Source organism: Haloplanus salinarum, assembly GCF_009762275.1.
Lineage (GTDB): Archaea > Halobacteriota > Halobacteria > Halobacteriales > Haloferacaceae > Haloplanus > Haloplanus salinarum.
This window is the reverse complement of sequence record NZ_CP034345.1, coordinates 1,318,372-1,341,908: the sequence shown is the minus strand read 5'-3', so window position 1 is coordinate 1,341,908 and position 23,537 is coordinate 1,318,372. Positions and strand designations below refer to the sequence as shown.

Below are 23,537 nucleotides of genomic sequence, written 5' to 3'. Positions count from 1 at the left end.
CTATAATATATTACTCCATATACGGGAGTAGGATGCCACGCGTTACGACCAAGGGCCAGGTTACGATCCCAAAGGAGATCCGCGAGACACTCGGCATTGAGCCCGGCGACGAGATCGTGTTCGAAGAGACCGATACCGGCTATACGATCCGGAAGCACGAACCGACGACTGCCGAGGGTGGGGATCCGTTCGAAAAGTACCGGGGGAGCGCTGAGAGTGACGAGACGATGCCCGAGCGGATGCGGCGGCTTCGGAGGGAGTACCCCCGTGACGGTGGCACGGAGCGGGACGACGACGACGGCGAATCGGAGGGCGACGCGTGACCACGGCGGTCGATACGAACGCACTGCTCGCAATACTGTACGATGATACGCATACTGATGCGAGCGAGACGGCCCTCCGGCAGGCCTATCAGGAGGGAAAACTCGTAATCGCGCCGATCGTCTATGCCGAACTCGCCGCTGACGGCCATTTCGATACCGTATCCGAGTTGAACGAGTTCCTTGGCGATTTTAGTCTGCGACTGGGAGAGCCGTCCCGCGACGCCCTGTTTCGGGCCGGACAACAATTTCAGCGGTATACGTCACGCCGACCAGACGGACTGCAATGTCCGACCTGCGGGCACAAACAGCGTGGTGTGTGCGAGGCGTGCGGAGACGACTTGGCGCCACGCCAGCACATTGCCGCTGACTTCCTCATCGGTGGCCATGCTGTCGTCGACGCTGAGTCGCTGATCAGCTTCGATAGTGGCTTTTATGAGACATATTTCCCCTCGCTGACTGTCCGTCCAGCGGAGGATTCATCCCACAGCTAACACCGTGGGTGCCTGCTTGTCTCTCTGTGAAACGAACTCAGCCATGAACGATGATTAAGTATCAGCTCGGCTAGGATTTAAGCCGGAGAACCTCCGAGACACAGTTGCGGGGATGGCCGGTGTCGGCAGGGACGAGCGGCTGAGTGACGCCAGTCATGCGACATGCCACCCGATCAGGAATGTCGTCCCTGCCCACGAAAGCGTCGTCGCTGTCCCCACCTTCTCCACGCTCGCACTCATTCCTCGGACCGTGCCGTCGCAACCAGGTTTTCAGCCTCTGCGAGGAGCCGTTCAACGTCATCGTCGGTTCGGGCTTCTGCAGTCAGCCGTACGAGCGGCTGAGTCCCGCTGGCTCGAATGAGCATCCATCCCGTCTCGGTCTCGATTCGGACCCCATCCAACGTGGTGATCGAACTTGCATCGTAGCGCTCGGTGACAAGCGATGCGACCCTGTCGATGAGAGTTGCTTTCTCGGGGGCAGCCACCTCAATATTCTGTCGTCGGATCGGATAGGTCGGGATCTCAGCGACGAGATCAGCAAGCGGGCCGTTGGTCGCCACGAGTTCGGCGAGTTTGCAGGCCGCCAATGGGCCGTCCGGACACAGTGTCTCTGCAGGCCAAATCCACGCGCCACAGCGGTAGCAGCGCGGAAGCCCACCCCTTCAGGGGTGGGAGGAAGCGCGTAAGCCACACTACACATCAACCGATAATCTGCATTGCTGACTTTCCCATACATTCAAAAATATTAATAAAGAATAGCTAGTACTGTGATACAGATGGCGTGGGAGATAACTCGAACCGTGCGGGTTCGACTCGATGTGCCTGACGACCGCAAGAGTGACCTCCACGCCACCAACACCAAATTCCAGTACTGCGCCAACCGTACGAGTAACTGGGCGTGGCGCTATCCCGACGAAGACTGTATAACCAGCAAAAGCGAAGCTGAAAACGCCATTTACGACGACCTTCGGGAAGAAACTGATTACCTGCACGCAAATCTTGTTCAGAAAGCTATCAAACGCGCCACCAACGACATCGACAACTGCGTGGACAGGCTTGCAGAGAGTGAAAACACCAGCAAGCCAGAGTACGACACGTTCAGCATTGTCTACGACAAGCGGGCCGCCACCTACTACCGCGACAAAGTAAGTCTCGCTACGGTCAACGGCAGAGTCGAATGCGAGTACGACCTGCCCGAGGACCCTGAAGGGACTCCACACGGCGAGTACCTGCTGAACGACGACTACGACTTCTCGACGAGCACTGTCCACTACGACAGCGAAGCCGACGAATTCTACCTACACGCGGCGATGGAAACGGAAGTTGACGCCAGCAGTCCTGAGAAAGCTGAGGATTCGAAAGTCCTCGGCGTGGACTGCAACGTTAACGACCACATCGCCGTTACCTCAACAGGAGAGTTCATCGGCAACGCTGATTATCTGAATCATCAGCGCCGCGAGTTCGAGAAACGCCGCGCTAATCTTCAACAGACTGGGACGGAAGCAGCCCACTGGACGTTCCAACGTATCGGAGGCAGGTTCGGGCGGTGGAGTGAGGATTACTTGCACCAGTGTTCGAAGGAACTGGTCGCTGAAGCCCAGCAACACGGGTGTACGCACATCGCGTTCGAGGACTTAGAGCAGATCCGGGAACGTATTAGCGATGGCAAGAAGTTTCAGCAGTGGGCGTTCCGTGCGCTCCAGAACCAGACAGAGCACAAGGCCAAATCTGTCGGCATTGTGGTTGAGAAGGTAGAGCCACAGTACACGAGTCAGCAGTGTTCGAAGTGTGGCTGTACGCTCGAAGAGAACCGTGACGGCCAACACTTCGAATGTCTGGATTGCTCGTACACGGTGAACGCGGATTATAACGCGGCGAAAAATATTGCGCGGAAGTTAGCAGTGAAACTCCAGCGGGGGCAGAAGTCCCCTGCTGGAGGGGCGTTCTGTCAGTACGCCCTGAAGCTGGGGGTGATGACGGTGAACGCTACTGACGTGGCGTCCGACACCCCTGTTCGGCAAAACGAGAGTCCACCAGCAAGCCCACCCCTTTAGGGGTGGGTCACTGACAGATCGCCCGTCGATGATCGGCTGGGGCCTGTTCGTAGTGGGTAGTTTCGCCAATTCCGTCCCAAGCCGCCAGCTCGTAGTCTGCCGTCTCAATGCGTGTGGCAATCCGTTCTCGTCGTTCGGTATCGAAGGCTTGCCCAGAGGGTGTCCATAATTTGAGCCCATTATCGTTTGGCGGATTATGCGAGGCGGTGATTGACACCCCGGCATCTGCCTCCTGCCAGCCAACACTCCGTGCGACAGTTGGTGTCGCTGCTTGGCCGAGTCGGATCACGTCACTCCCACATTCCTCTAGCCCGCTGATGAGTGCCTTCTCAAGCATCCGGCCACTATCACGAGGATCTCGCCCCACGACGACGGTGTCATATCTCTCGGATGCGAGTGCGCGACCAACAGACAGAGCGGTCTCGGCGGTGACGTCCTCAGCGATCGGTCCCCGAATCCCACTCGTTCCAAACATGGCCGGTACCTCTGTTGAGTTGGCATATGGGTCTTGGGCTGGCCGTTCCTGCGTCGGTAGCCAACTCTTTTCATCCCCCGTACTGGCGTCCGGTAGTGTCTTGGGAACGCCGACACTGGCCATGCCTATGCAGACACTCATTCTGGCAGCAGGCCAAGGAACGCGGATGCGACCATTAACCGAACAGCGACCGAAACCGATGCTCCCCGTTGCCGGGCAACCGTTGGTGGCACATACCGCCACAGCAGCGATCAACGCTGGCGCCTCACGATTGGTGTTTGTCGTCGGCTATGAAGCCGATGCTGTTCGGTCCTATTTCGGGACCGAGTTCAACGGTGTGCCAGTCGAATACGCGGTCCAAGACACCCAGCAGGGGACGGCTGATGCGGTGCGGGCAGGCGTCGCCAAGCTTGCCGACGAGCCATTTGCAGTGTTGAACGGTGACAATCTCTACGATTCTGAATCTCTCGCTGGGCTCTTTGAATGTGGTCCGAGTGTCGGCTCCTACCGAGTAGAGCAGCCAAGTGCCTACGGTGTTCTTGACATTACTGACGGTCGTGTCACGAAAGTCGTCGAGAAACCCGACACACCACCATCAGACGTGATCAATACTGGTGCATATGTCTTTCCGGCACCAGCCCAAGACTGGCTCGATGTCGAGCAAAGCGAACGTGGGGAGCACGAATTGACCGATGTCCTCAATCGCGCCTGTCAAGAGACGACGGTGACAGCGGTTCCGTTACATCGCTGGCTTGATGTTGGTCGCCCGTGGGAACTCCTTGAGGCAAATGAGTGGAAACTCGATGAGTGTCAGCGACAGCTCAACGGTGAGATCCATGACGATGCCAAGCTTCGGGGCAATGTGATCGTCGAATCGGGTGCGACTGTCGATGCTGGTGTTGTCATCGAAGGACCAGCCATTCTGCAGGCCGGTACAACTGTCGGGCCGAACGCGTATGTTCGAGGGGCGACGTTACTTGGTCCTGACACGACCGTCGGCCATTCCGTTGAGGTGAAAAATAGCGTACTGATGCGAGGGGCAACGGTCGGTCATCTTTCGTACGTCGGGGATAGCATTCTCGGCCGGGACGTGAATTTCGGTGCTGGAACCACAGTCGCCAATCTGCGACATGATGAGATGCCAGTCACCTGTGAGGTGAAAGGCGAACAGGTTTCGACGGGGCGTCGCAAGTTCGGTGTGGTCTGTGGTGACGGCGTGAAAACGGGGATTAACACGAGCCTCAATGCTGGCGTGTCACTCGCCACCGGCGCCACAACCGCACCGAACGAAACGGTCCTGCGTTCAGTCACCGACGACTGAGGCTGTCGACGCTCTTGAGTCATCGTTTTCGATCTCGAACGCCGCGTTCCCCTTCGGGACCACTCCAGTTGGTTATCAACGCGACGGTCGTCAGTATCCGGCGATGCGATCTAGCGGGCACGCACGACAGCCCACTGCGCGAAGCGCTACACCTTTTACGTGCCGTGGCGATAGTCCATCCGATATGAACGCTGTCGTGCTCGCGGCCGGCGAGGGGACGCGACTCCGCCCACTCACCGAGGACAAGCCCAAGGGGATGGTCGAAGTGGACGGGAAGCCAATCTTGACCCACTGTTTCGAACAGCTGGCCGAACTCGGTGCCGACGAACTCGTCGTCGTCGTCGGGTACCGCAAGCAGGACATCATCGAGCACTACGGCGACGAATTCGAGGGCGTTCCGATCACGTACGCACACCAGCGCGAACAGAAGGGACTGGCCCACGCGCTACTGACGGTCGAAGAGCACGTCGACGACGACTTCATGCTCATGCTCGGCGACAACATCTTCCAGGCGAACCTCGCGGACGTCGTCCGCCGTCAACGCGAAAACCGCGCCGATGCCGCGTTTCTCGTCGAGGAGGTCGACTGGGACGAAGCCAGCCGATACGGGGTCTGTGATACGAACAAGTACGGCGAGATCACCGACGTCGTCGAGAAACCTGAGGATCCGCCCTCGAACCTCGTGATGACGGGCTTCTATACGTTCTCGCCCGCGATCTTCCACGCCTGCCATCTCGTCCAGCCGTCGAACCGTGGCGAATACGAGATCTCGGAGGCGATCCACCTGCTGATTCAGAGCGGTCGGACGATCGACGCCATCGGGCTCGAAGGGTGGCGCGTGGACATTGGCTACCCGGAAGACCGAGACGAAGCCGAAAGACGGCTCGCCGACGCCGACGCTACCGAGTGAGTTCCCGGTCGCCCGATGCCACCGCGACGAATCGACTGATGAACTCTTGACAATCCGTTTTAATGTCGTCGGTGATGCGAATCCTCCGCGGTGCCCAGAAACTCTACTCCGAGGTGCCTGGCGGCGGTACCTACCACGTTCACGCGATGAGTCGCGACCAGGCCGCGATGGGTCACGACGTGACCGTGTTGACCGTCGGTACCGGTTCCGACCGCCCCCACGTCGAGGAGCGCGAGGGGTATACGGTCGTCCGGTATCCCCCGACGGTCTCGCTTCTCGGGAACGACATCTCGGCCGGTCTCGCGCGCCACCTCGCCGGGGTCGACACGACGGAGTTCGACGTGTGCCACGCCCACTCGCATCTCTACTTTTCGACGAACCTCGCGGCGCTGAAGCGGTGGCTCGGCGGGATGCCACTCACGATCACCAACCACGGGCTCTACTCCCAGAACGCACCGCAGTGGGTTTTCGACGCCTACCTCCGGACGCTCGGCCGGTGGACGTTCGATCGGGCCGACGCCGTCCTCTGTTACAGGGTAGCGAGGCGAAAGCCCACGACGTTAGTCGTGGGATGAAGCCGACAGCCGGCGAAACGTTGAATATCGAGACGTTCGTAGGTTGTGATGCCGAGTCCGGGGTAAGGATATGCACCCTTCGCGGGGGGTAAATGAAGCCCGCTATCCCGGTCGGGGGCCGTACTGGCACGGCCCAAAACCCCACCGCCAACGAGTGGGGAACCTTCCGCCGTGGACCGCCCGGTCTGTGACCGGGAACCCCACGGCTTTAGCCGTGGGAGGATGTCAGATTAGTTTTCCACGGTCCGAGACCCTCAGAGGAAATTTGGGAAGATGAAGACGAGGCCCCCCATCGACAACGAGTACGTGATCGAGCCACCTTGTAGATAGAAAACACCCCGGGTTGAGTCTACCCTCGGGACACCGAACGTTCTACCGGTCGAACTGTGTATAGACAAAAAGGAACAAAGCGAACTCTCACCGCTGGTGTTCGACTTCCTGATTCAAAACCTGCACGAGCCCGATCACCAATGAACAGAGAAACTCTCAAAGAGGCGTTAGAAGCAGAGGCAAACGAACGTATCGAGTGTCCGGTCTGCGGTGATGAGATCCCTGCCTTCGAGTTGTCCACTGATCACGCGCATTCGAAAGAACTCCTGAACACAATTCTGGAGCTTCTGAATGAGCTAAGTCACGACAACCACTCTGGTGACCGCGACAGAGACGTGATGAAGGGTTTCGGTGCGATGAAAGACGTAGAGGGATTCCGTGAGGCAGTTGAGCGTGATGTAGAGGTGGGAGATCGCCCTCGTTTCGCCGGTCCGACGGACAACTACTACGGAGAAGGTGCTGGAAAGCTGCGAGAAACCATTATTCGGTACGACCCTGAGAATGTGACGAAGGGAGAGCTTCGTGAGCGTCTTCAGCAGATCGATGAAGCGGAAACTGAAGAACAGAAACAGTCAATCCCGGAGCGTCGGGTCTTCGGTGTAGGGAACGAAGAGGACTACGAACGGATCTCCGAAGCGGCTTGGGGAGTGGCGAACGCCTTCGTCGGAAGCTCACTTCATGCTGGCCACGAACTCGTTGCTTGCCCGGATTGCGGCTATGAAGGTAGCGTCGATCAGGCCGTCTTCCCGGGTGGAACAGACCACTATTCGGAAAGTGAAAGAGAAGACAGATCCTAAACAAACCCATGAAAATCGAAGACGAATTCTCGATCTCAGTCGAAGGGTATCTCGTCAGAATTGATGTCGAAGTCACGCAATCAATGGTCTCCACCCAAGGTGGCCGTCCACGGTGGAAGCTCCATTACGATGAATTGGGCAAGGGAGCCATTGAAGTGATGGAATCGATACGAGAGGAACTGGAAGAACTTGACGAAGAATATTATATTCCGGTAGGAACTGCTGGATTTGCTGTCGGAGACCTCTTTCTGGAGCACGATCAAGACGACGGGCTCCGAGTGAAAACCGACGACGAAGAACTGCTCGGAGAACTGTCTGAAGAGCAACTGCGGGAATTCCTCGAAGATGACGTGTGACGACTGTGAGGACGACGGCGAAAACGAAGAGCGGCCCGAGGTACCTGGGGGTGTCCTTCGCGGGATTGGGGACATCGGCGAGGGAAACACAGCAAGCAAAGAGGAGCTTGAGAATCTGTGCGATATTGATGAGTCCGACCATCCAGATCTGGAACTCGTAGAACAGGCTGAAAGGGTACTCAGTTTGGTTCGAGCCACGATGTACCCTGTCGCCCACGGTGAGGCATACCGCCTCCAAGAGATGCTTGAGGAACGACAGAGTGAGGACTCGGAAGATGAGTGATGGAGACGGAGAAAAACGCACAATCGAGCGAGACTGCATAGAGTATGGCAAGACAATCGAGATCACGGTCTACGAGGACAACACATACGAGGGAGGCCACTACTTCGGCGAATTTACTGTCCCTGATGAAGACAGCGACGGAGAATACGAGAAGACAGGCGAATGGGAGGGACACGACGTGGTGAAATGGACTGGTAACGAGGAATCGTTTGAGTATTGGGAGTGCGACGACTGTTTTAGCTCTCGGCAGGCCGATTAGTCGTCGCCGGGTTTGTAGGCCCCTGGACGCTTCTCGATGGTGTAGACCCACAAAATCTGATCAGCCTGGACTGCCTTACAGCCGAGACGAAACGCGCCGATGCGGAGCTTCGAATGCGGCGCTCCAGTGAGTGGTTCCTGGTAGTCACTCGGATCACGCCACTGGTCGGTGACGATCTCGTCGAGCTTCGAGACGATGCGCTCCTGCTCGTGCGGCTGGAGCTTCTCATACTCACGTTCTGCGGGATCAGTGAGCTTCCAGTCCCATTTGTCGTCACTCGCCGGCATCCGTGTCCTCGTTCAGACGCGCTCGAATCTCGTCACTGCTGTAGGTTCGCCCCTCACCGGTCGCCAGCTGGTGTTCGCTCGCGGCGATGTCCTTCCAGCCCTTCCGCGAGAACGCGGGGTGCTTCACGGCGTCACGGAGCGCCCACCGGATAAACTCGCTCCGGGACGGGAAGTCTTCGGCCCGCCAGGTCGCATCGAGGTCATCCAGGAACGCCTGCGGAATCTTGAGCGTGATAGTGGTCATGTTGGGGTCATCGTTGGCCCCTGCGTCAGCGTCGGACATACGTCTGTATTACCTCTGTATTACCATAAACGTTGTCGGTGTGCCGAAAGGCATATTGCACCACGCGGGGCAAGACTTTAGCGAACGCACCACTTGCCGCAGATTGACATCCTCCTCCGCGTAAACGTGGAGGAATCCCGAGCGGTGGGAGTTTCAGGTTCGCAGCCCAATCATCGGACTACCAGCCCTTTCAGGCGCGGGTAGTCCCACAGTATCGGACTGGCGGACTGCTGGCGGTGCCAAGCCGCCGTTACCCCTATCCTTGACCGTGTACGGCGTCCCGGTGTTGTTTGTGCCACGGGGACGCCGGCAGGCGTCAACAGATTCGGGGGTATCGTCTGACCCGCTTTGAGCAGTCGGCACGTGGGCCCACCCTTCGAGGATGTGACGTTCACCGATTGCCCTTTCGATACTGCCTCGTTACGCGGGCGGACAGGCCGCCTCCGAAGGACGGTACGGAATCCGCTCCGTTCCGACCGATTCCTATCCATGAATAGGGCTGCCTGTCACTTAAACGTCGATGTTCCGAAACCCAGAGTGCTGTCGAACGTGGATTCTCTCCCAAGTGACGGCGCGTATCCATGGCGTGAACGCCGTGGTATTGCGCCTGTTCAGCGTATAACCAGCAGGGAGCCTATTGCGGCTGGTTGCGAACTACACGCCCGTTTCACGGAATCGCCGCACGGTCACGTCGATGCCGTCGAAGTCGTCGTCTGCGCCACAGTACGCGACGGCATCTTTCTCGATAGCCGTCGCGATAGTGAACGCATCGCCGAGTGCGATCGACTCCTTGCGCTTGCACGCGGCCGCTCGCTCCCACACGTCCTCGGCCGTGACGACGCCGAACCAATCCCGAATCCGATTCACGTACTGTCGGGAGTTTTCGGCGTCGTCACGACCGCACACGTAGCGAACTTCCGTACACGTGACCGAATTGATCCAGCCGTGGACGTTTCCACGCTCGACGTCGTCGATCACTGCCTCGACGTCTTCGGCCCCGGATTCGTCCCAGTAGTACGCGATGAGGGGTTCGGCGTCGATTGCGATGGCGTCCGCCATCAGTCCCGCTCCAGCCGACGGGCTCGGTCCGCGTCACGTTCGCGCTCTTCCTCGAGGATGCCGGTCCCGCTGGCGTCGGTCGTGGCAGCGCCGCGGAACGCTCGAAGCGTCGGCACCGGTTCGATCACGATCTCCCCCGCTTCGTTTTCCTTGATCCGCACTTTGCCACCAGGTTCGATGCCGTGCTTGTCGCGCAGTTCCTTCGGGATGGTCGCCTGCCCCTTGCGACTCAGGGAGACGATTTTCCCCTCGTCGTCGGCAGGGCCGTTAGTTGTACTCATATATGTTGTACTGTGTAGAGTATTACTATAAACGTGGTGCCCGCCGGTTCCGGATGCCGTCCCCCGGCGACGGCCGGCGGCCCGATTCATCGATCGATCTCACACGGCAGTCGTCGTTGAGCGGTCCATATCGCGTCGCTCGCCGGCGCACGTGTCGTCGTGGCCCCGGCACGATCGGTGTTGCTGGCCGGAAAGCGGGCCGAACAGGCTGGCGCTCCGTGATCGTGACGCGGGGAGGCAGGCCGATCCGATCGACCGATTCGGCGTGTACGGCCACCGTCTTGCCCGGTTGTCGACGGCTGGGCGAGTGTGTCGGGCGGTCGTTCGGTGGCTCCACTCGTCTCACACACGGTCGCTGGCTGTCGATTTTCGCGTGTGCATTGATCCCCATCCTGATGCGATCGCGCGGCCGATGTCGGGCGCGCTGCTTGCCAGGGATCGGGCGTGACACACTTACGTCACCGGTCCAGTCGACCGCCTCACTCCCCATCGCAGGCCTCCTCCCCAGCTACTCGCGCAGCGCCCGCGCCTGTACGCGTCCGGGTTCGGCGACGGTAAAGCGGTCGCCGACGACGGCGTGTTCGATCACCCGGGGATACCGAAACGAGGCGGTGTGGTGGCCGAGCGCGCCCGGATCGGCGCCGAACCCGCGCCACATGTCGTAGTGGGTCGGGAGGAGTCGGTCGAGTTCGAGTTGGGTGGCCGCCTCGACGATCTGATTTTCGTCCATGTACCAGCGGTTCCGTTCGACCGTGTCGGTCTCGGGGTCGTAGGTGTTCGCGACGGAGCCGAACGCGAGCGCGCCGACATCGACGTCGAACGAGTCGGCGACGGCCCCGAAGGCCTCCGGCGCCGGCCGACTGTCGCCGCCGTGGAAGAAGGTCCCCGAGTCGTGTTCGACCACGTAGCCCACCTCCGCGATGGCGTCCGGGTCGTTGGCCGCCACCGCGTGGATCGTGAGGTCGCCGACCGTGAACGTGCGTCCGGGTTCGACGACGTGTTTCCGCTCGTTCGGCACCCGCATCTCCCCGTCGTAGTCGGGCTCCTCGTACGCCGCCGTGGTCGCGTACACGTCCGCACCCAACTCCTCGACGAGCGGGCCGTACGACGGCGGATGCATGTGATCGATGTGTTCGTGGGTCGCCAACACCGCGTCACACTCGGTCGCGTCGGCGGGATCGAGGGGGACGGGGATCATGCGGACGAGGTTCGGCGGATCGCCGTCGCCGAAGTACGGGTCGATGTAGACGGTGGCCTCGGGGGACCGGAGGACGAACCCGTTGCAGCCGAGATACCACAGGATCAGTTCGTCGGGGTCGGTCCCCTCGATCTCCTCGCGGACGAACCAGTCGCCCCACGTGGCGTGAATCATACGCCGAGCACCACGACTGCGGGGATAATTCTTTTGACGATCCCACCGCCCACGTGGACGACGGATCCCCACTGACACGACTGCTATCCCACGGATTGTGCCGCGCTCGGCACGTGGAATCCCCTCTCGATCGTGTGTTCGGCGGTTCGCGTGCCACACGGTCGCCGACCGTACGGCCGACCGATACGACACATTATTCACCCCGCGGGGTACGATGGCGTGCATGGTCAACGAGGAGTTGGTTACCGGCGTCCGTACCGTCTGTGACGTCGTCGAAACCGCTCTCGGTCCGTTCGGGGCGAACAAACTGCTGATACAGCGGGACGGCACGGTGACGGCGACCGCCTCGTCGACGGAGCTGCTCGATCGATTCGACGTGTCCGATCCGGCCGTCACGCTTCTGGACACCGCCGCGTCGGACTTCCACGACGCCTACGGCGACGGCACGGGGACCGTCGTGACGCTGGTCGGTGCCCTCCTCCGGGAGGCGGACCGCCTCGCCGAACGCGGCCTCCACCCGACGGCGATCGAACGCGGGTTCCGCGAGGGGCTGGATATCGCGCTCGACGCGGTCGACGGCGCGGCCCACCCGCTCTCGGCGTACGAACCGGACGATGTCGCCAGGACCGCCCTCACGGCGACCCGGAACCCCGCGGTCCGGCGGTCCGTCTCGGCACAGGTCGCCGACGCCGTCGCCGAGGCGGGCCCCGAGGCACGCGACCGGGTCCAGGTCGTCTCCCGAACCGGTGGCGCGACGGCCGAGACGGACCTCGTGTCGGGGGTCGTGATCGAGCGGGGGCCGGTCCTCGAATCCATGCCCCGATCCCAACACGGGACGGGGATCGCCGTCCTCTCCTCGACGGTCGACGTGCCACACGCGGGGAGTCAACTCGGCCGGGTCAGCCGCCGCGTCACGCTCGACGCCGACTCCTTCGAGGACCGCGAGGCGCTGCGCGAGCGCGAGTCCGAGGCGTTCGACGAGCGGCTGGCGGCGGCGGTCGACGCCGGCTGTGGCGTCGTGATCACCGAGCGGGCGATCAACGAGCGCGTCGAGTCGGCGCTCGCCGCGGCGGGGATCCTCGGCGTCCACCGGGTCGACGCCGACGTCGTCGACCGCGTGGCGCGGGCGACCGGCGCGACGGTCGTCCCGACGCTCGAGCAGGTGTCGGCGGCGACGCTCGGCACGGGCGACGTCGACGTCCGGCGCAAGGCCGGCCGGGACATGACGTTCGTCACGTCCGACGCCGGCGAGCCGACCCACACCCTGTTCTGTCGGGCGCCCGACCCGCGGACGGTCCGTGCCTTCGAGCGCTCGGTCGAGGCCGCCATCGCCGCGACGGCCGCGGCCACCCGCGACGGGCGTGTCGTCCCCGGCGGCGGGGCCATCGAGGCGACCGCCGCGCGCGCCGTCGACCGGGCGGCTCGGTCGCTCTCCGGCCGCCAGCAACTCGCCGCCGACGGCTTCGGGAACGCGCTGCTCTCCGTCCCCCGGGCGCTCGCGGCCACCGCCGGCGTCGACGCGGGGCAGGCGGAGGTCCGGCTTCGCGTCGCCCGCACCGAGGGCCGCGACGCGGTCGGGATCGACGTCCTCGCGGGGACGACCGCGGACGTCCTCGGGGAGTCGCCGGTCGTCGAACCCGCGTCGCTGAAGGCGGCCGTGTTGACGACCGCCGCCGAGGCGGCGATCCAACTGATCCGGATCGACGAGCGACTCGACGCGACCGACCTCGGCGACGAGGAGGAGATAGAGCCCGAGACCGAGTCGGCCGACGCCGACGCCGACGCCGAGGCGGCCCGCGACGGCGCCCCGTAACCGGCGGCGACGGGCGGCCGACCGACGACTACTCGCGTTCCGGGCGCGGGGTGTAGCCGTACAGTTCGACGTTCGGATACAGTACCGAGTCGATCGTGAGCAGTTGCTCGACGATGGCGGCCGCCGTCTCGACCGCCTGGGAGAACACCCGTCGCGGTTCGACGATTCCCGCCGTCCACGCGTCGATCGGTTCGCCCGTTTCGGCGCTCAGTCCCGTCGCCGTGGGCCCCGACGCGTGCGCCGACCGCAGGTCGGTCACGGCGGTGACGGGGTCGTAGCCCGCGTTGCGGGCGAGGGTGGCCGGGAGCCGTTCGAGGGCGTCGGCGAAGGCGCGGACGGCGAGTTGCTCGCGGCCGCTCACCGTCGTCGCGCCCTCGCGGAGCGAGGCGGCGACCGCCGCGGCCGGCGCGCCCGCCCCCGGCAACACCTGGCCGTCGATGGCGGCCGTGGCGACGGTCTCGAACGCGTCCTCGACCGCCGTCTTCCGCCGCTGTACCTCCGCCTGGGTCGCCCCACCGGTGACGAGGGTGGCGACGGGACCCGGACAGCCGTCGAAGACGGTCCAGACCTCGTCGCCGGCCCGTCGCTCCTCGACCCGCTCGGCCCGCCCCAGGTGATCCGGCGTGAGGTCGTCGAGGTTCGAGACGACCGTCCCGCCGGTCGCCGTCGCGAGCCGGTAGACGTCCTCTTTGGGGTAGGTGGCCTTGTCCACGACCGAAAGGCCCGCCCGCTCGAACGCCGTGACGACCGACTCGTCGAGCTTCTCCTGTGAGACCACGACGTCGACGCCGCCTTCGACGAGGCGCTCGGCCGCGGCGTCGATACGGGCCGCCAACTCGGTCCGGTAGCGGGTCGCCGCCTGCGGCGAGGAGAGGTGAACCCCCTCGCCGCCGTCGAGGACGCTCGCGGTCTCCTCGAAGTCGATCTCCCGGTCGACGATGGCCACCCGGGCGTCCGTGATCGGTTCCGTGACGCCCCGGCCGGTCGGACCGGCGTCCGCCGGACGGGACAACACCAGTCCGTCGTCGGTCCGCGTCTCGACGCCGGGCGCCGCGAGCACCTTCGCGTGGTCGGTGTTGACCCAGTCGCCGTCGCCCGCGTCGCCGAGCCGGCGGACGGTCGCGGCGACGCGCGCGGACAGGTCCCGGCGTACGTCCCGGTCGAGCGCCGTCGTCATCGTCGTCGCGGCGACGTCGGCGAGTGTCTCCTCGTCGTCGGCGTCGACGGGGCGGGCGAGTTCGTCGAGCACTTCGCCGGCGTGCGAGCGGGCGATGCCGTACCCGACGATGACGCTACTGGGCGCGAGTCCCCGCTCGACGAGGTCGAACCCCTCGTCCATCAGCGCCCCCGCGAGCAGGACCGATGCCGTCGTCCCGTCGTGCAGTCGGTTCCGCATCCCGTCGACGCCGTCGACGAACAACGCCGCGACCGGATGTCCGAACCCGTCGCCGCTCTCGATGGCTTCGAAGAGCCGTCCGGCGTCGTCGATCCGGCGTAGGTCGTCCCGGTTCTGTCGGTCCGTCGTGCCGACGAGTTTCTCCATCCCCGTCGGTCCGTACGTCGACTCGACGAGCGTCACCGTCGCGTCGACGGCTCCCTGGACGTACTCGCGGGCGTCCTCGTCGCGGAGCGTCCAGTCGTTCCGATCCCGGTCGTCGAGGCGGGCGTCGTCGCTTCGCTGAACGGCCATACCGGCCTCTCGCCGTCGACGGTGATTAATTGTCGGTGTCTAGCTCGACGCCGCAGCCGAGACCCGCACCACCTGCTTGCCGACGTTGTCGCCGCTGAACAGGCCGAGGAAGGCCTCGGGGGCGTGTTCCAGCCCCTCGACGACCGTCTCGCGGTGTTGCAGGTCGCCGGCCGCCACCCACTCCCCGAGGCGCTGGGACGCCCGCTCGAAGCGGGGCGCGAAGTCGCTCACCAGGAGCCCCTGCACCGTCGCCCGCGGCGCGATGAGTTGGGGAAGCTTCCGCGGCCCCGTCGGCACCGTCTCGTCGTTGTAGTGGGCGATCTGTCCGCAGACGGCGACGCGGGCGTCGACGGTGAGGCGCGTGAACACCGCGTCGGTGATCGGTCCCCCCACGTTGTCGAAGTAGACGTCCACCCCGCCGGGCGCGGCGTCGTCGAGGGCCGCCCGGTAGTCGTCCGTCTCGGCGTAGTTGATCGCCGCGTCGAAACCCAGGTCGTCGACGAGCCAGTCGACCTTCTCGTCGGTGCCGGCGAAGCCGACGACGCGACAGCCCTGGAGCGCCGCGAGTTGGCCGACCGTCGACCCGACGGCGCCCGCGGCCCCGGAGACGACGACCGTCTCGCCCGCCCGCGGTTCGGCCACGTCGAACAGGCCGAAGTAGGCCGTCCGCCCCGGCATCCCGAGGACGCCGAGGTAGGCGGGGAGGTCCGCGACCGACGGATCCACGTCGGTCGCGTCGTCGGCGTCGAGGACGGCGTAGTCGGCCCACGACCCGCGACCCGCGACGATATCTCCGGGTCCGTACCGGTCGCTCCCGCTCTCGACCACCTCGCCGACGACGCCGCCCGAGAGCGGGTCGCCGACGGCCCACGGCTCCGCGTACGACGCCGTGTCACGCATCCGGCCGCGCATGTACGGATCGACCGAGAGGTAGCGCACGCGCACCAGGAGCTCGCCGGGGTTCGGCGTCGGTCGCTCGCCCTCCCGCAGGTCGAAACAGTCGGCGTCCGGTTCGCCCGCGGGTCGCTTCGCCAGGTGCCACCGTCGGTTCGTCTCTCGCATGGGTGGACTTCGGGGCCGCGACGGAGATACCTTCCGTCCGCCGGCTCACTCCCGCATCGGCGACTGCGACAGCGCGACGGTGTCCCCGTCGGAGAGCGTCGCGTCCGCGTCGGCGTGGCTCCCGTTCACCAGCACGACCAGCCCGCCGGTGAACGACGACGCGTCGCCGATATCGAGGGCCGCGAGCAGGTCGGCGACCGTCGCGCCCCCATCGAGGGTACGCGGGCCGTCGCCGTCGTCGACCGCCGCCGCCACCTCGCCGTAACACCGGACGTCGACGCGCATGGCTCGGGCTGTGCACTCGGCGGACAAAAGTCGTCCGGCGACGGGGACACCTACAAGACGGCTCGGGGCGTGGTGCCGACGATGGAGGTTCACTTCGACTTCTTCGGCCCGATGCGGGAGGCCGTCGGCCGCAAGCGCGTCACCCGCACGTTCGACGAGGCGCCGACCGTCGGCGCGGCGCTGGAATCGCTCCGCGAGTCGTTCGACGGACTGGACGACTACCTCCGGGCGACGGACGGCTCCCGGCGGGCGACGGTGACCGTCGACGGCCGGAACGTCCGGCAACTGGACGGCGACGGGACGGTCCTTTCGGACGGCGCCGTGGTGCGGCTCGCGCCGCCGGTCGTCGGGGGTTAGTCCGCCGTCGACGACCGGGTGGCGGCGTACTCGGCGACGACGTCGTCGGAGACGGTGCCGTCCGGGTTCCAGCCGCGGAGGTCGTAATACTTCCCGACCGCCTCCTCCATCCCGGGGATGTCGTAGGGGAGGGTGTCGGCCTCGCGGTCCATCCCGCGCTCGTTGTTGAAGTGTCGTTCGAGTTCGACCGTCCGGGCGCCGACCTCCTGGAGTTCCTCGTAGTCGCACTCGAAGAGCGCCTCCAGTGTCTCCTCGGTCACGTGGTCGGTGCCGCCGGCGAACGCACAGACGATTCCCGAGTCGCGGAAGGCGGCGTGGTTCTCGCGGCGCATCACGAGCTCCGGCTTGCCTTCCAGGGTCTCGGGGTCGACCTCGCCGTCGTACTCCACGCGGAGGGTGGTGGAGTACATGTGGTCGCCGCCGCGGTTCGCGACGGCGTAGCTGAGCGCCTGCCCGTAGAGGACGCGGCCGTCGTGGGCGGCGAACTCCATGTCCTTGACCGTGTAGTTCCGGACGCCGAGTTCGTCGGCCGCGCGGGAGACGCCTTCGGCGAGGAGGTCGCCGACCCCCTCGCGGGTGGCGATCCGTTCGATCGTCTCGTGGATCAGGTCGGCGTTGCCGAACTCGTCCTCGGCGGCGAGGTACGCGGCGACGGCGTTGCCACAGGAGATGGTGTCCAGCCCGTAGACGTCACAGAGCTCGTTCGACTGCATCACGTCGACGATGTCGCCGACTTCGCAGTTGCTCCCGAAGGAGAACACCGTCTCGAACTCGGGGCCCTCCGTCTCCAGCCCCGTCGCCTCGTCGCGGGTCGGGAGCTTGCAGGCGAAGGCACACATCGAACACGACCCCTTCTTGTACTTCTTCTCCTCGACGGCGTCGCCGCCGATCTTGTCGGCGTCCTCGAAGTGGTACTTCTCGAAGTACCGCGTCGGCAAGGAGAAGTTGTCGTTGATGAACTCCGTGCCGCCGGTGGTTCCCTGCCGGCGCATCAGGTCGTCGGAGGTGGCCGCCGCGCTGTGGACCTCCTGCTGGACGTCCTCCGGCAGGGCCACGTCGGGTTCGCTGTCCCCCTCGAAGGTGATGGCCTTGAGGTTCTTCGAGCCGAGGACCGCCCCCATCCCGCCCCGACCGAACGCGCGACTCTCGTAGGTCATCACGCAGGCGAAGCGGACGCGGTTCTCCCCCGCCGGGCCGATGCAGGCGATGTTCTCGGCGTCGAGGTCCCGCTCGCGCTTGACGTATTCGGTCACTTCGGGTACCGTCGCACCCGCCAGCTCCGGCGCTTCGACGAACTCGACGCCCTCGTCGGTCACGTGGAGGACGAGGAGTTCGTCGGACGCGCCGGTGATCTCGACGGCCGGATGGCCAGTCGCGACGAAGTTCCGCGAGAGGTACCCCCCGGCGTTCGTCGACAGGAGGCCGTCGGTCAGCGGCGAGAGGCCCGTGCAGTTCATCCGTCCGGTGAACGACATCCCCGACTGCTGGAGCGGGCCGGTCGCGAAGTAGATCCGGTTCTCCGGCCCGAACGGGTCGGCGTCGAACGGGATCCGGTCGTGTGCCAGTTTCGTACAGAGTCCCCGTCCCCCGACGAACGACGACAGTTCCGTCGTGACGTCGACGGCCGTCGCCTCCTGTGTTCCGACGTCGATGCTGAGCAGTGGTCCCTTCGCGTGATTCATTACCAACTCCTCTAGCGTCGGTGGCAAAAAGTGTGTAGGCTCGACTGTGGCCCCCGGTTCCGTCAGCGTTCGATGTCCGTCTTCCCGCCCTCCTCGACGAGGGCGCGAACCTCCGCCGGCGAGACGCGGGCCATGTCGCCCTCGACGGTCCGCTTCAGGGCGGCGGTCGCCGCCCCGTAGGCCATCGCGTCGGGGACGGGAGTGCCGTCCAGCCGTTCGGCGAGGAAGCCGCTGGCGAAGGCGTCGCCGGAGCCGAGCGGGTCGACGGTGTCGGCCGGGAACGTCCCCTGCCGGCTGACGGTCCCGTCGTGGACGGCGATGGCGCCCTCCTCGCCGAGCGTGACGACCACCGTCTCGAAGCCGTACTCGGCGGCCAGGTCGCGGGCCATCCGCTCGGCGTCGCCGTCGAGCGCGAGCACCTCGCGGGCGTCACGTTCGGCGACGAACAGGACGTCGACCGACGGGAACAGGCCGGCGAGCGTCTCCCGGGCCGTCTCCGGGGTCCACAGTTTGTCCCGGTGGTTGACGTCGAAGGCGGTCGTGACGCCGGCGTCCCGCGCCGTCTCGAGGAGGGTGCCGGTCGTTTCGGCCAGACCCTCGGAGAGCGCCGGCGTGATGCCCGTGGTGAAAAACACCTCGGCGTCGCGGATCCGGTCGAGGGGCGCGTCGGCGGGCGTGGCCTCCCTGATCGGCGCCCCCTCGCGGTCGTAGATGACGTCGCGGCCGCGGGGCATCCCCCCGCGCTCGAAGTAGTAGGTGCCGACGCGACCCGTCTCCGTCCACGTGACCAGGGGTTCGACCCCCTCGCCGCGGAGCGCGTAGGCGATTCGCTCGCCCAGGTCGGTCGCGGGCAACAGCGACGCCCACGCCGCCTCGACGCCGAGGTTGGCGGCCCCCACCGCGACGTTGCTCTCGGCGCCGCCGACGTGGACGTCGAGGCGGTCGACACGCGAGAGCCGGTGGCCCCGGGGCGGCGTGAGACGCAGCATCGTTTCGCCGAACGTGACGAGTTCCGACATACACGGTTGCAAACCCCTGTGGGGGTTAATACCGGTGGTTCCGCCCCCGGCCTACAGCACGTCGAGTTCGCGGAGTTCGGACCGGAGCGCCGCCCGCTCGTCGTCGTCCATCGTCCGGAGCGGGGCCCGGAGGCCGCCGACGTCGAACTCGAGGTCACGCAGCGACAGCGCGGTCTTCACCCCGGCCATGTACGGCCCGCGTTTCAGCGCCGACCTGACGGCGAACACCCGCGACTGGAGGCGTCGTGCCTCCGACTCCCTGCCCGCGTCGTAGGCGTCGTACAGGTCGACGACGAGTTCGGGGAAGACGTTGGCGACGGCGCTCACCATCCCCGCACAGCCGACCGCAAGTCCCGTGAACAGAAGCGAATCCGACCCCGCGAGGAAGGTCAACTCTGGGTGGGCATCGATGGCCTGTGCGAGCCAGGGGACGTCCTTCGAGGAGTCCTTGACGCCGGCGACGCCGTCGAGGGTCGCGAGGCGGCCGAGGGTCGCGAGCGACAGTTCGTTGCCCGTCTTGCTCGGGATGTGGTAGACGTACACCGGGACGTCGACCGCCTCGGCGACCGCCCGGTAATGCTCGACCGCGGCGTCGCCGTCCAGCGGGTAGTAGTACGGCGTGACGACGACGACGCCGTCGGCGCCGGTCGCCGCCGCGTGCTCGGCGTTGGCGACCGTCTCCCGTGTGCTCTCGGCGCCCACGCCCGCGATGACGGGCACGTCGACGGCGTCCACTACCGTCTCGACGACGGCCCGACGCTCGTCGCCGGTCAACAGCGGGAACTCGCCGTTCGTCCCCAGGGGAAAGACCGCGCGGGCCCCGCCGTCGACGACGAACCGTGCGTGTGCGGCGGTCGCGTCGTGATCCACGGCCCCGTCGTCGTCGAAGGCCGTCACCGTCGGCGGGACGACGCCACGAAGGTCGAGCGGGTCTCCCGTCCCCGGATTCGGCGCTGAGTCCGTCATACGCCCCGTTCGGTCCGGCCCCGTAAAAAAGACGCCGACCGCTCACTCGGGTACTGTCCGGATCGAACGGTACGACTGTGACCACCTCGCTACCCCGGACTCCAGCGACTCGGGGCGTTCGGGGTGTTCCTACCCTCACTTACGTCTCCGAACACTACCGCTCACTCGAGTTCGGCGATGCGGTCGAGCGCGAGGACCGTCCGGAGCATCTCGGCGGCGTCGCCGCGGTCGAACACGAGGTCGTCGGTCGAGCGGACGTGATCGAGCACGTCGGCCGAGGCGTGGTCCGGCGCGGCGGCGACGCCCGCGTCGTGTTCGTCGACCCACTCCATCACCCGCAGATCGCTCTTGCTGTCGCCCATCACGAGCGCGAACGGGTCGTCGACGCCGAGGACGTCGAGCGCGGCCTCGACGCCGACGACCTTGTTGAGTTCGCGACTGCCGACCTCGGCCGCGTCGGCCTCGTAGTAGGCCACGTCGATCCGCTCGAAGAGCGCCGACAGCGGCCCCGGGACGGCCGTCGCGTCCGCGTCGGGTCGTGCGTCGCTCGCCGCGAGCACCCGATCGATCTCCGGGTCCGCCGCGGCGTAGTGGACCCGCGCCCACCCGTTCGGCTCGACGTCCACGTCGGCGACGTTCGCGACGGCCTCCTCCAGCAGGTCGAGGAGGTAGACCAGTCCCTCGTCGATCACCTCGCGGGCCCGGTCGCTTCCGGTCTCGAAGTTCGGCTTGAGCGTGACGTTGAACTCGTTGCCCTGGAGGTGACAGCCGTGGCGGAGGCGTTCGGGGGCCGCCGAGAGGACCCGGGATCGGATCTCCCGGAACGTCGTTTGGATGTCGTCGTCGAGTTCCTCGTAGAGCAATCGCTTCGTCCGGGCGCCGTGCCCGGGCGTGAACACGCCCGTCCCGGCCTCGTAGACGACGCTCACCGACCCAGAGTGGACGAGTTCGTTCCCCAACCCCTGGATGAGAAAGCCCTTGACGTTCTCCAGGGTCTGGCCCGTGCAGATGACGATGGGGACGCCCGCGTCGTGAAACCGGGTGAGGAGGTGGAGCGTCTCCCGCGGAATCTCGTTGTCGGTGCGGCCGGCCGAGCGGAGCGTCTCGTCGACGTCGAGGACGAGGACGTTCACCGCCCGCCCGTACGCCGAGTGGAGGTCGAGGCCGGTGAAGGCCTGCTCCCGGGTCGCGAGGCTCGCCAGTTCCGCGAACGTCTCCCCGCCGGCCGCGTACGCGGACCTGATCTCCTCCCGCATCGCACGGAGCTCCTCCGCGGCGCTCCGCCAGTGTTCGAGGGCGACCGGCGAGTCGACCGGGGGAAACAGGTCGACGAACTCCCGGTAACTGCGCAGTCGCTCCGTGTCGAACTCCTCGTACAGCCGGTACAGTTGGTCGTAGCGTTCCATGGCTTGGTCGGATCGCGTCGGGCCGAATCGGCGCCGCGTACTCCGTCGAGGTATTAACTCGAAAACCGATAAATCTTTTTCGACAGCAACCCAGGGGACGAGCATGCGAGCCATCGGCATCGAGTCCGGCGGCGACCGACCGCGACTGTTCGACGTGGACCGCCCGGAGCCGGCGCCGGGCGAGGTGCTCGTTCGGACGCTCCGGGTCGGCGTCGACGGGACCGACCACGAGGTGATCGCCGGCGATCACGGCGGCTTCCCCGCCGACGAGGAGCGACTCGTCCTCGGGCACGAGGCGGTCGGCGTCGTCGTGGATCCCACCACCACCGACTTCGAGCGCGGCGACGTCGTGACCCCGATGGTGCGTCGGCCCTCGCCCGGCGGAACCAACGCCTACTTCGAGCGCGCCGAACCCGACATGGCCCCGCCGTCGGCGTGTGTCGAGCGGGGGATCGACGGCGCACACGGCTTCATGAGCGAGTACTTCACGAGTCCCGCGCCGTTCCTGATTCCGGTCCCCGAGGCCCACGCGGCGTGGGGCTTTCTGGCCGAGCCGATCAGCGTTCTGGAGAAGGCACTCGACCTGGCGCGGGCGTCCCGGTCGTCGTTCACCTGGGAGCCCGAGACGGCGCTGGTGCTCGGCAACGGCGCGCTCGGCCTGCTGGCGGTCGCCCTCCTCGCCCCCGAGATGGACGTCTACTGTTTGGGCCGGCGCGACCGTCCCGATCCGACGATCGACCTCCTCGAGTCGCTGGACGCGACCTACGTCGACGCCCGCGAGACGCCGGTCGGGAAGGTGCCGACCGCTCACGAGCCGGTCGACCTGGTCGTCGAAGCGACGGGCGCGCCACGACACGCGGTCGAGTCGGTCGACGCGCTCGCCCCCAACGGCGTCGCCGCGCTGCTCGGTCTCCCCGGCTCCCAGGAACTCACCGTCGACGCCGGGCGGTTCCACGAGGACCTCGTGATGCACAACAAGGCGGTCGTCGGGAGCGTCAACGCCGGCCCCACCCATTTCCACGCGGCCGTCGACCGGCTCGAGACGCTCCCCGCGTGGTTCTTCGATCGGTACGTGACCGACCTCGTGCCGGTCGATCGGTTCGAGGCGGCGTTCGGTCCCGACACGACGATAAAGGCGGCCGTGGAGTTCGATACCGTATGAAGAACGTCGACGACCTCATCGAGAGCGCGGGGGAACTGTCCGAGCGCGGTTTCTCGAAGGGCGAAATCGCCGACGAGTTGAACGTCTCCCGGGAGACGGCCAGGTGGCTCGTCGAGCGGACGGGCGGCGCCGGCCCGTCGGCGCCGCCGGCGCCCACCGACGCCGGCGGCCCACACGACATCCACGTCGACTGGAGCGCCATCGGGCGCGACTCGGCCCGGCTGACCTACGTCGCGAAGGCGATGGCCGACCTCCTCTCGAAGCAGGGCGACGCGGTCGACCTGACGGTCGGTATCGAGAAGGCCGGCGGCCCGCTGGCGACGGTCGTCGCCCAGGAACTCGACACGGACGTCGCGGCGTACGCCCCCCGGAAACACCAGTGGGAGGAAGGCGACCTCGGGGAGTTCGAGGGAACGTTCTCCCGGAACTTCGCGGACATCCGCGACCGGGCGTGTTACGTCGTCGACGACACCATCACCAGCGGGACGACCATGACCGAGACGGTCGAGGCGATCCGCGAACGGGGCGGCGAACCGGTGGCCTGCGTCGTCCTCGTCGACAAGCAGGGGACCGACGCCATCGACGGCGTACCGGTCTACTCGCTGGTGCAGGCGATCCGCGTCGGCGACGACACATGAC

25 protein-coding genes and 3 pseudogenes are annotated in these 23,537 nt (G+C 65.5%); 14 read left to right on the top strand and 14 right to left on the bottom strand.

Translation table 11 applies throughout. The features are described 5' to 3' along the window. Positions 1–32 precede the first annotated feature (32 nt). On the top strand, positions 33–323 hold the full coding sequence (locus EI982_RS08200) for an AbrB/MazE/SpoVT family DNA-binding domain-containing protein (protein WP_157691101.1): 291 nt from the start codon (positions 33–35) through the stop codon (positions 321–323). Then, positions 320–814, top strand: coding sequence for a PIN domain-containing protein (locus EI982_RS08195; RefSeq protein WP_157689248.1), 495 nt, complete (start codon positions 320–322; stop codon positions 812–814). Before EI982_RS08200 ends, EI982_RS08195 begins: the two co-directional genes overlap by 4 nt. A gap of 236 nt (positions 815–1,050) precedes the next feature. Here EI982_RS08195 and EI982_RS08190 read toward each other — a convergent pair whose 3' ends face one another. Continuing rightward, positions 1,051–1,374, bottom strand: coding sequence for a phosphohexomutase domain-containing protein (locus EI982_RS08190; protein WP_233255308.1), 324 nt, complete (start codon positions 1,372–1,374; stop codon positions 1,051–1,053). 216 nt (positions 1,375–1,590) lie between these two features. Between EI982_RS08190 and EI982_RS08185 the strand changes: the two are divergent. Then, positions 1,591–2,882 (top strand): annotated as a pseudogene (locus EI982_RS08185) (RNA-guided endonuclease InsQ/TnpB family protein). Between the two features lie 2 nt (positions 2,883–2,884). Here the strand turns inward: EI982_RS08185 and EI982_RS08180 are convergent. Next, positions 2,885–3,343: pseudogene (locus tag EI982_RS08180) on the bottom strand (phosphoglucosamine mutase); the annotation flags it as partial. A gap of 127 nt (positions 3,344–3,470) precedes the next feature. Between EI982_RS08180 and glmU the strand changes: the two are divergent. The 7 genes and pseudogenes from glmU (at position 3,471) to EI982_RS08145 (ending at position 8,174) form a co-directional block, all read left to right on the top strand. After that, complete coding sequence (glmU, locus tag EI982_RS08175) at positions 3,471–4,664, top strand: bifunctional sugar-1-phosphate nucleotidylyltransferase/acetyltransferase (RefSeq protein ID WP_157689246.1); 1,194 nt, start codon at positions 3,471–3,473, stop codon at positions 4,662–4,664. A gap of 184 nt (positions 4,665–4,848) precedes the next feature. Then, on the top strand, positions 4,849–5,574 hold the full coding sequence (aglF, locus tag EI982_RS08170) for a UTP--glucose-1-phosphate uridylyltransferase AglF (protein ID WP_157689245.1): 726 nt from the start codon (positions 4,849–4,851) through the stop codon (positions 5,572–5,574). A gap of 74 nt (positions 5,575–5,648) precedes the next feature. Further along, positions 5,649–6,107 (top strand): annotated as a pseudogene (locus tag EI982_RS08165) (glycosyltransferase family 4 protein); the annotation flags it as partial. Positions 6,108–6,619: 512 nt separating this feature from the next. Beyond that, complete coding sequence (locus tag EI982_RS08160) at positions 6,620–7,276, top strand: hypothetical protein (protein WP_157689243.1); 657 nt, start codon at positions 6,620–6,622, stop codon at positions 7,274–7,276. 8 nt (positions 7,277–7,284) lie between these two features. Next, a complete protein-coding gene (locus EI982_RS08155; RefSeq protein WP_157689241.1) occupies positions 7,285–7,632 on the top strand; it encodes a hypothetical protein in 348 nt (115 codons plus the stop codon). Continuing rightward, positions 7,622–7,915: a hypothetical protein gene (locus tag EI982_RS08150; protein WP_157689239.1), complete on the top strand. Its 294-nt coding sequence runs from the start codon at positions 7,622–7,624 to the stop codon at positions 7,913–7,915. The genes EI982_RS08155 and EI982_RS08150 overlap by 11 nt, the downstream gene beginning before the upstream one ends. Continuing rightward, positions 7,908–8,174 carry a hypothetical protein gene (locus EI982_RS08145; protein ID WP_157689237.1) on the top strand — a complete coding sequence of 89 codons (267 nt, stop codon included), beginning with the start codon at positions 7,908–7,910 and terminating at the stop codon, positions 8,172–8,174. Before EI982_RS08150 ends, EI982_RS08145 begins: the two co-directional genes overlap by 8 nt. Here EI982_RS08145 and EI982_RS08140 read toward each other — a convergent pair. From EI982_RS08140 to EI982_RS08120, 5 genes are all read right to left on the bottom strand, one after another. Next, on the bottom strand, positions 8,171–8,461 hold the full coding sequence (locus tag EI982_RS08140; protein WP_157689235.1) for a type II toxin-antitoxin system RelE family toxin: 291 nt from the start codon (positions 8,459–8,461) through the stop codon (positions 8,171–8,173). The two genes, EI982_RS08145 and EI982_RS08140, sit on opposite strands and share 4 nt — an antisense overlap. Continuing rightward, positions 8,448–8,744 (bottom strand): ribbon-helix-helix domain-containing protein, encoded by a 297-nt coding sequence (locus EI982_RS08135; protein ID WP_157689233.1) that lies wholly within the window; start codon positions 8,742–8,744, stop codon positions 8,448–8,450. The genes EI982_RS08140 and EI982_RS08135 overlap by 14 nt, the downstream gene beginning before the upstream one ends. A 654-nt stretch (positions 8,745–9,398) precedes the next feature. Continuing rightward, a complete protein-coding gene (locus EI982_RS08130) occupies positions 9,399–9,803 on the bottom strand; it encodes a PIN domain-containing protein (protein WP_157689231.1) in 405 nt (134 codons plus the stop codon). Continuing rightward, positions 9,803–10,084: an AbrB/MazE/SpoVT family DNA-binding domain-containing protein gene (locus tag EI982_RS08125; RefSeq protein ID WP_157689229.1), complete on the bottom strand. Its 282-nt coding sequence runs from the start codon at positions 10,082–10,084 to the stop codon at positions 9,803–9,805. The genes EI982_RS08130 and EI982_RS08125 overlap by 1 nt, the downstream gene beginning before the upstream one ends. A gap of 508 nt (positions 10,085–10,592) precedes the next feature. Continuing rightward, the gene (locus tag EI982_RS08120; RefSeq protein WP_157689227.1) at positions 10,593–11,456 is read right to left on the bottom strand and encodes an MBL fold metallo-hydrolase; all 864 of its coding nucleotides are present in this window, start codon (positions 11,454–11,456) and stop codon (positions 10,593–10,595) included. Positions 11,457–11,679: 223 nt separating this feature from the next. Between EI982_RS08120 and EI982_RS08115 the strand changes: the two genes are divergently transcribed. Continuing rightward, entirely contained in the window at positions 11,680–13,269 is a 1,590-nt protein-coding gene (locus tag EI982_RS08115) for a TCP-1/cpn60 chaperonin family protein (protein ID WP_233255306.1), read from the top strand. A 28-nt stretch (positions 13,270–13,297) separates the two neighbouring features. Here EI982_RS08115 and EI982_RS08110 read toward each other — a convergent pair whose 3' ends face one another. From EI982_RS08110 to EI982_RS08100, 3 genes are read right to left on the bottom strand one after another with little or no spacing between them, the layout of a single operon-like run. Beyond that, positions 13,298–14,959 carry a TCP-1/cpn60 chaperonin family protein gene (locus tag EI982_RS08110; RefSeq protein ID WP_157689222.1) on the bottom strand — a complete coding sequence of 554 codons (1,662 nt, stop codon included), beginning with the start codon at positions 14,957–14,959 and terminating at the stop codon, positions 13,298–13,300. Positions 14,960–14,998: 39 nt separating this feature from the next. Further along, on the bottom strand, positions 14,999–16,021 hold the full coding sequence (locus EI982_RS08105) for an NADP-dependent oxidoreductase (RefSeq protein WP_157689220.1): 1,023 nt from the start codon (positions 16,019–16,021) through the stop codon (positions 14,999–15,001). Between the two features lie 45 nt (positions 16,022–16,066). Beyond that, the gene (locus EI982_RS08100) at positions 16,067–16,306 is read right to left on the bottom strand and encodes a MoaD/ThiS family protein (RefSeq protein WP_157689218.1); all 240 of its coding nucleotides are present in this window, start codon (positions 16,304–16,306) and stop codon (positions 16,067–16,069) included. Between the two features lie 81 nt (positions 16,307–16,387). Here EI982_RS08100 and EI982_RS08095 point away from each other — a divergent pair, with 81 nt between their 5' ends. Next, the gene (locus EI982_RS08095) at positions 16,388–16,663 is read left to right on the top strand and encodes a MoaD/ThiS family protein (protein WP_157689215.1); all 276 of its coding nucleotides are present in this window, start codon (positions 16,388–16,390) and stop codon (positions 16,661–16,663) included. On the opposite strand, the gene EI982_RS08090 is transcribed toward EI982_RS08095, so the two are convergent. The 4 genes from EI982_RS08090 to EI982_RS08075 form a co-directional block, all read right to left on the bottom strand. Beyond that, the gene (locus EI982_RS08090; RefSeq protein ID WP_157689213.1) at positions 16,660–18,345 is read right to left on the bottom strand and encodes an aldehyde ferredoxin oxidoreductase family protein; all 1,686 of its coding nucleotides are present in this window, start codon (positions 18,343–18,345) and stop codon (positions 16,660–16,662) included. The two genes, EI982_RS08095 and EI982_RS08090, sit on opposite strands and share 4 nt — an antisense overlap. A 62-nt stretch (positions 18,346–18,407) precedes the next feature. Next, a complete protein-coding gene (gene kdgK1, locus EI982_RS08085) occupies positions 18,408–19,364 on the bottom strand; it encodes a bifunctional 2-dehydro-3-deoxygluconokinase/2-dehydro-3-deoxygalactonokinase (RefSeq protein ID WP_157689211.1) in 957 nt (318 codons plus the stop codon). A gap of 51 nt (positions 19,365–19,415) precedes the next feature. After that, entirely contained in the window at positions 19,416–20,330 is a 915-nt protein-coding gene (locus EI982_RS08080) for a dihydrodipicolinate synthase family protein (RefSeq protein WP_157689209.1), read from the bottom strand. Positions 20,331–20,491: 161 nt separating this feature from the next. Then, positions 20,492–21,736, bottom strand: coding sequence for an HAD family hydrolase (locus tag EI982_RS08075; protein WP_157689207.1), 1,245 nt, complete (start codon positions 21,734–21,736; stop codon positions 20,492–20,494). Between the two features lie 103 nt (positions 21,737–21,839). Between EI982_RS08075 and EI982_RS08070 the strand changes: the two genes are divergently transcribed. Continuing rightward, positions 21,840–22,898 carry a glucose 1-dehydrogenase gene (locus tag EI982_RS08070; RefSeq protein WP_157689205.1) on the top strand — a complete coding sequence of 353 codons (1,059 nt, stop codon included), beginning with the start codon at positions 21,840–21,842 and terminating at the stop codon, positions 22,896–22,898. Then, a complete protein-coding gene (gene gfcR, locus EI982_RS08065; RefSeq protein WP_157689203.1) occupies positions 22,895–23,536 on the top strand; it encodes a transcriptional regulator GfcR in 642 nt (213 codons plus the stop codon). The genes EI982_RS08070 and gfcR overlap by 4 nt, the downstream gene beginning before the upstream one ends. The last annotated feature ends 1 nt before the right edge of the window (position 23,537 follow it).

Coding starts and splice junctions, on each gene's coding strand:
- EI982_RS08130 (WP_157689231.1), bottom strand. CDS start 9,803: ATGGCGGACGCCATCGCAATCGACGCCGAACCCCTCATCGCGTACTAC.
- EI982_RS08100 (WP_157689218.1), bottom strand. CDS start 16,306: ATGCGCGTCGACGTCCGGTGTTACGGCGAGGTGGCGGCGGCGGTCGAC.
- EI982_RS08140 (WP_157689235.1), bottom strand. CDS start 8,461: ATGCCGGCGAGTGACGACAAATGGGACTGGAAGCTCACTGATCCCGCA.
- EI982_RS08120 (WP_157689227.1), bottom strand. CDS start 11,456: ATGATTCACGCCACGTGGGGCGACTGGTTCGTCCGCGAGGAGATCGAG.
- EI982_RS08155 (WP_157689241.1), top strand. CDS start 7,285: ATGAAAATCGAAGACGAATTCTCGATCTCAGTCGAAGGGTATCTCGTC.
- EI982_RS08160 (WP_157689243.1), top strand. CDS start 6,620: ATGAACAGAGAAACTCTCAAAGAGGCGTTAGAAGCAGAGGCAAACGAA.
- gfcR (WP_157689203.1), top strand. CDS start 22,895: ATGAAGAACGTCGACGACCTCATCGAGAGCGCGGGGGAACTGTCCGAG.
- EI982_RS08135 (WP_157689233.1), bottom strand. CDS start 8,744: ATGTCCGACGCTGACGCAGGGGCCAACGATGACCCCAACATGACCACT.
- EI982_RS08105 (WP_157689220.1), bottom strand. CDS start 16,021: ATGCGAGAGACGAACCGACGGTGGCACCTGGCGAAGCGACCCGCGGGC.
- EI982_RS08090 (WP_157689213.1), bottom strand. CDS start 18,345: ATGAATCACGCGAAGGGACCACTGCTCAGCATCGACGTCGGAACACAG.
- EI982_RS08145 (WP_157689237.1), top strand. CDS start 7,908: ATGAGTGATGGAGACGGAGAAAAACGCACAATCGAGCGAGACTGCATA.
- EI982_RS08070 (WP_157689205.1), top strand. CDS start 21,840: ATGCGAGCCATCGGCATCGAGTCCGGCGGCGACCGACCGCGACTGTTC.
- aglF (WP_157689245.1), top strand. CDS start 4,849: ATGAACGCTGTCGTGCTCGCGGCCGGCGAGGGGACGCGACTCCGCCCA.
- EI982_RS08075 (WP_157689207.1), bottom strand. CDS start 21,736: ATGGAACGCTACGACCAACTGTACCGGCTGTACGAGGAGTTCGACACG.
- kdgK1 (WP_157689211.1), bottom strand. CDS start 19,364: ATGTCGGAACTCGTCACGTTCGGCGAAACGATGCTGCGTCTCACGCCG.
- EI982_RS08080 (WP_157689209.1), bottom strand. CDS start 20,330: ATGACGGACTCAGCGCCGAATCCGGGGACGGGAGACCCGCTCGACCTT.
- EI982_RS08110 (WP_157689222.1), bottom strand. CDS start 14,959: ATGGCCGTTCAGCGAAGCGACGACGCCCGCCTCGACGACCGGGATCGG.
- EI982_RS08115 (WP_233255306.1), top strand. CDS start 11,680: ATGGTCAACGAGGAGTTGGTTACCGGCGTCCGTACCGTCTGTGACGTC.
- EI982_RS08200 (WP_157691101.1), top strand. CDS start 33: ATGCCACGCGTTACGACCAAGGGCCAGGTTACGATCCCAAAGGAGATC.
- glmU (WP_157689246.1), top strand. CDS start 3,471: ATGCAGACACTCATTCTGGCAGCAGGCCAAGGAACGCGGATGCGACCA.
- EI982_RS08125 (WP_157689229.1), bottom strand. CDS start 10,084: ATGAGTACAACTAACGGCCCTGCCGACGACGAGGGGAAAATCGTCTCC.
- EI982_RS08095 (WP_157689215.1), top strand. CDS start 16,388: ATGGAGGTTCACTTCGACTTCTTCGGCCCGATGCGGGAGGCCGTCGGC.
- EI982_RS08150 (WP_157689239.1), top strand. CDS start 7,622: ATGACGTGTGACGACTGTGAGGACGACGGCGAAAACGAAGAGCGGCCC.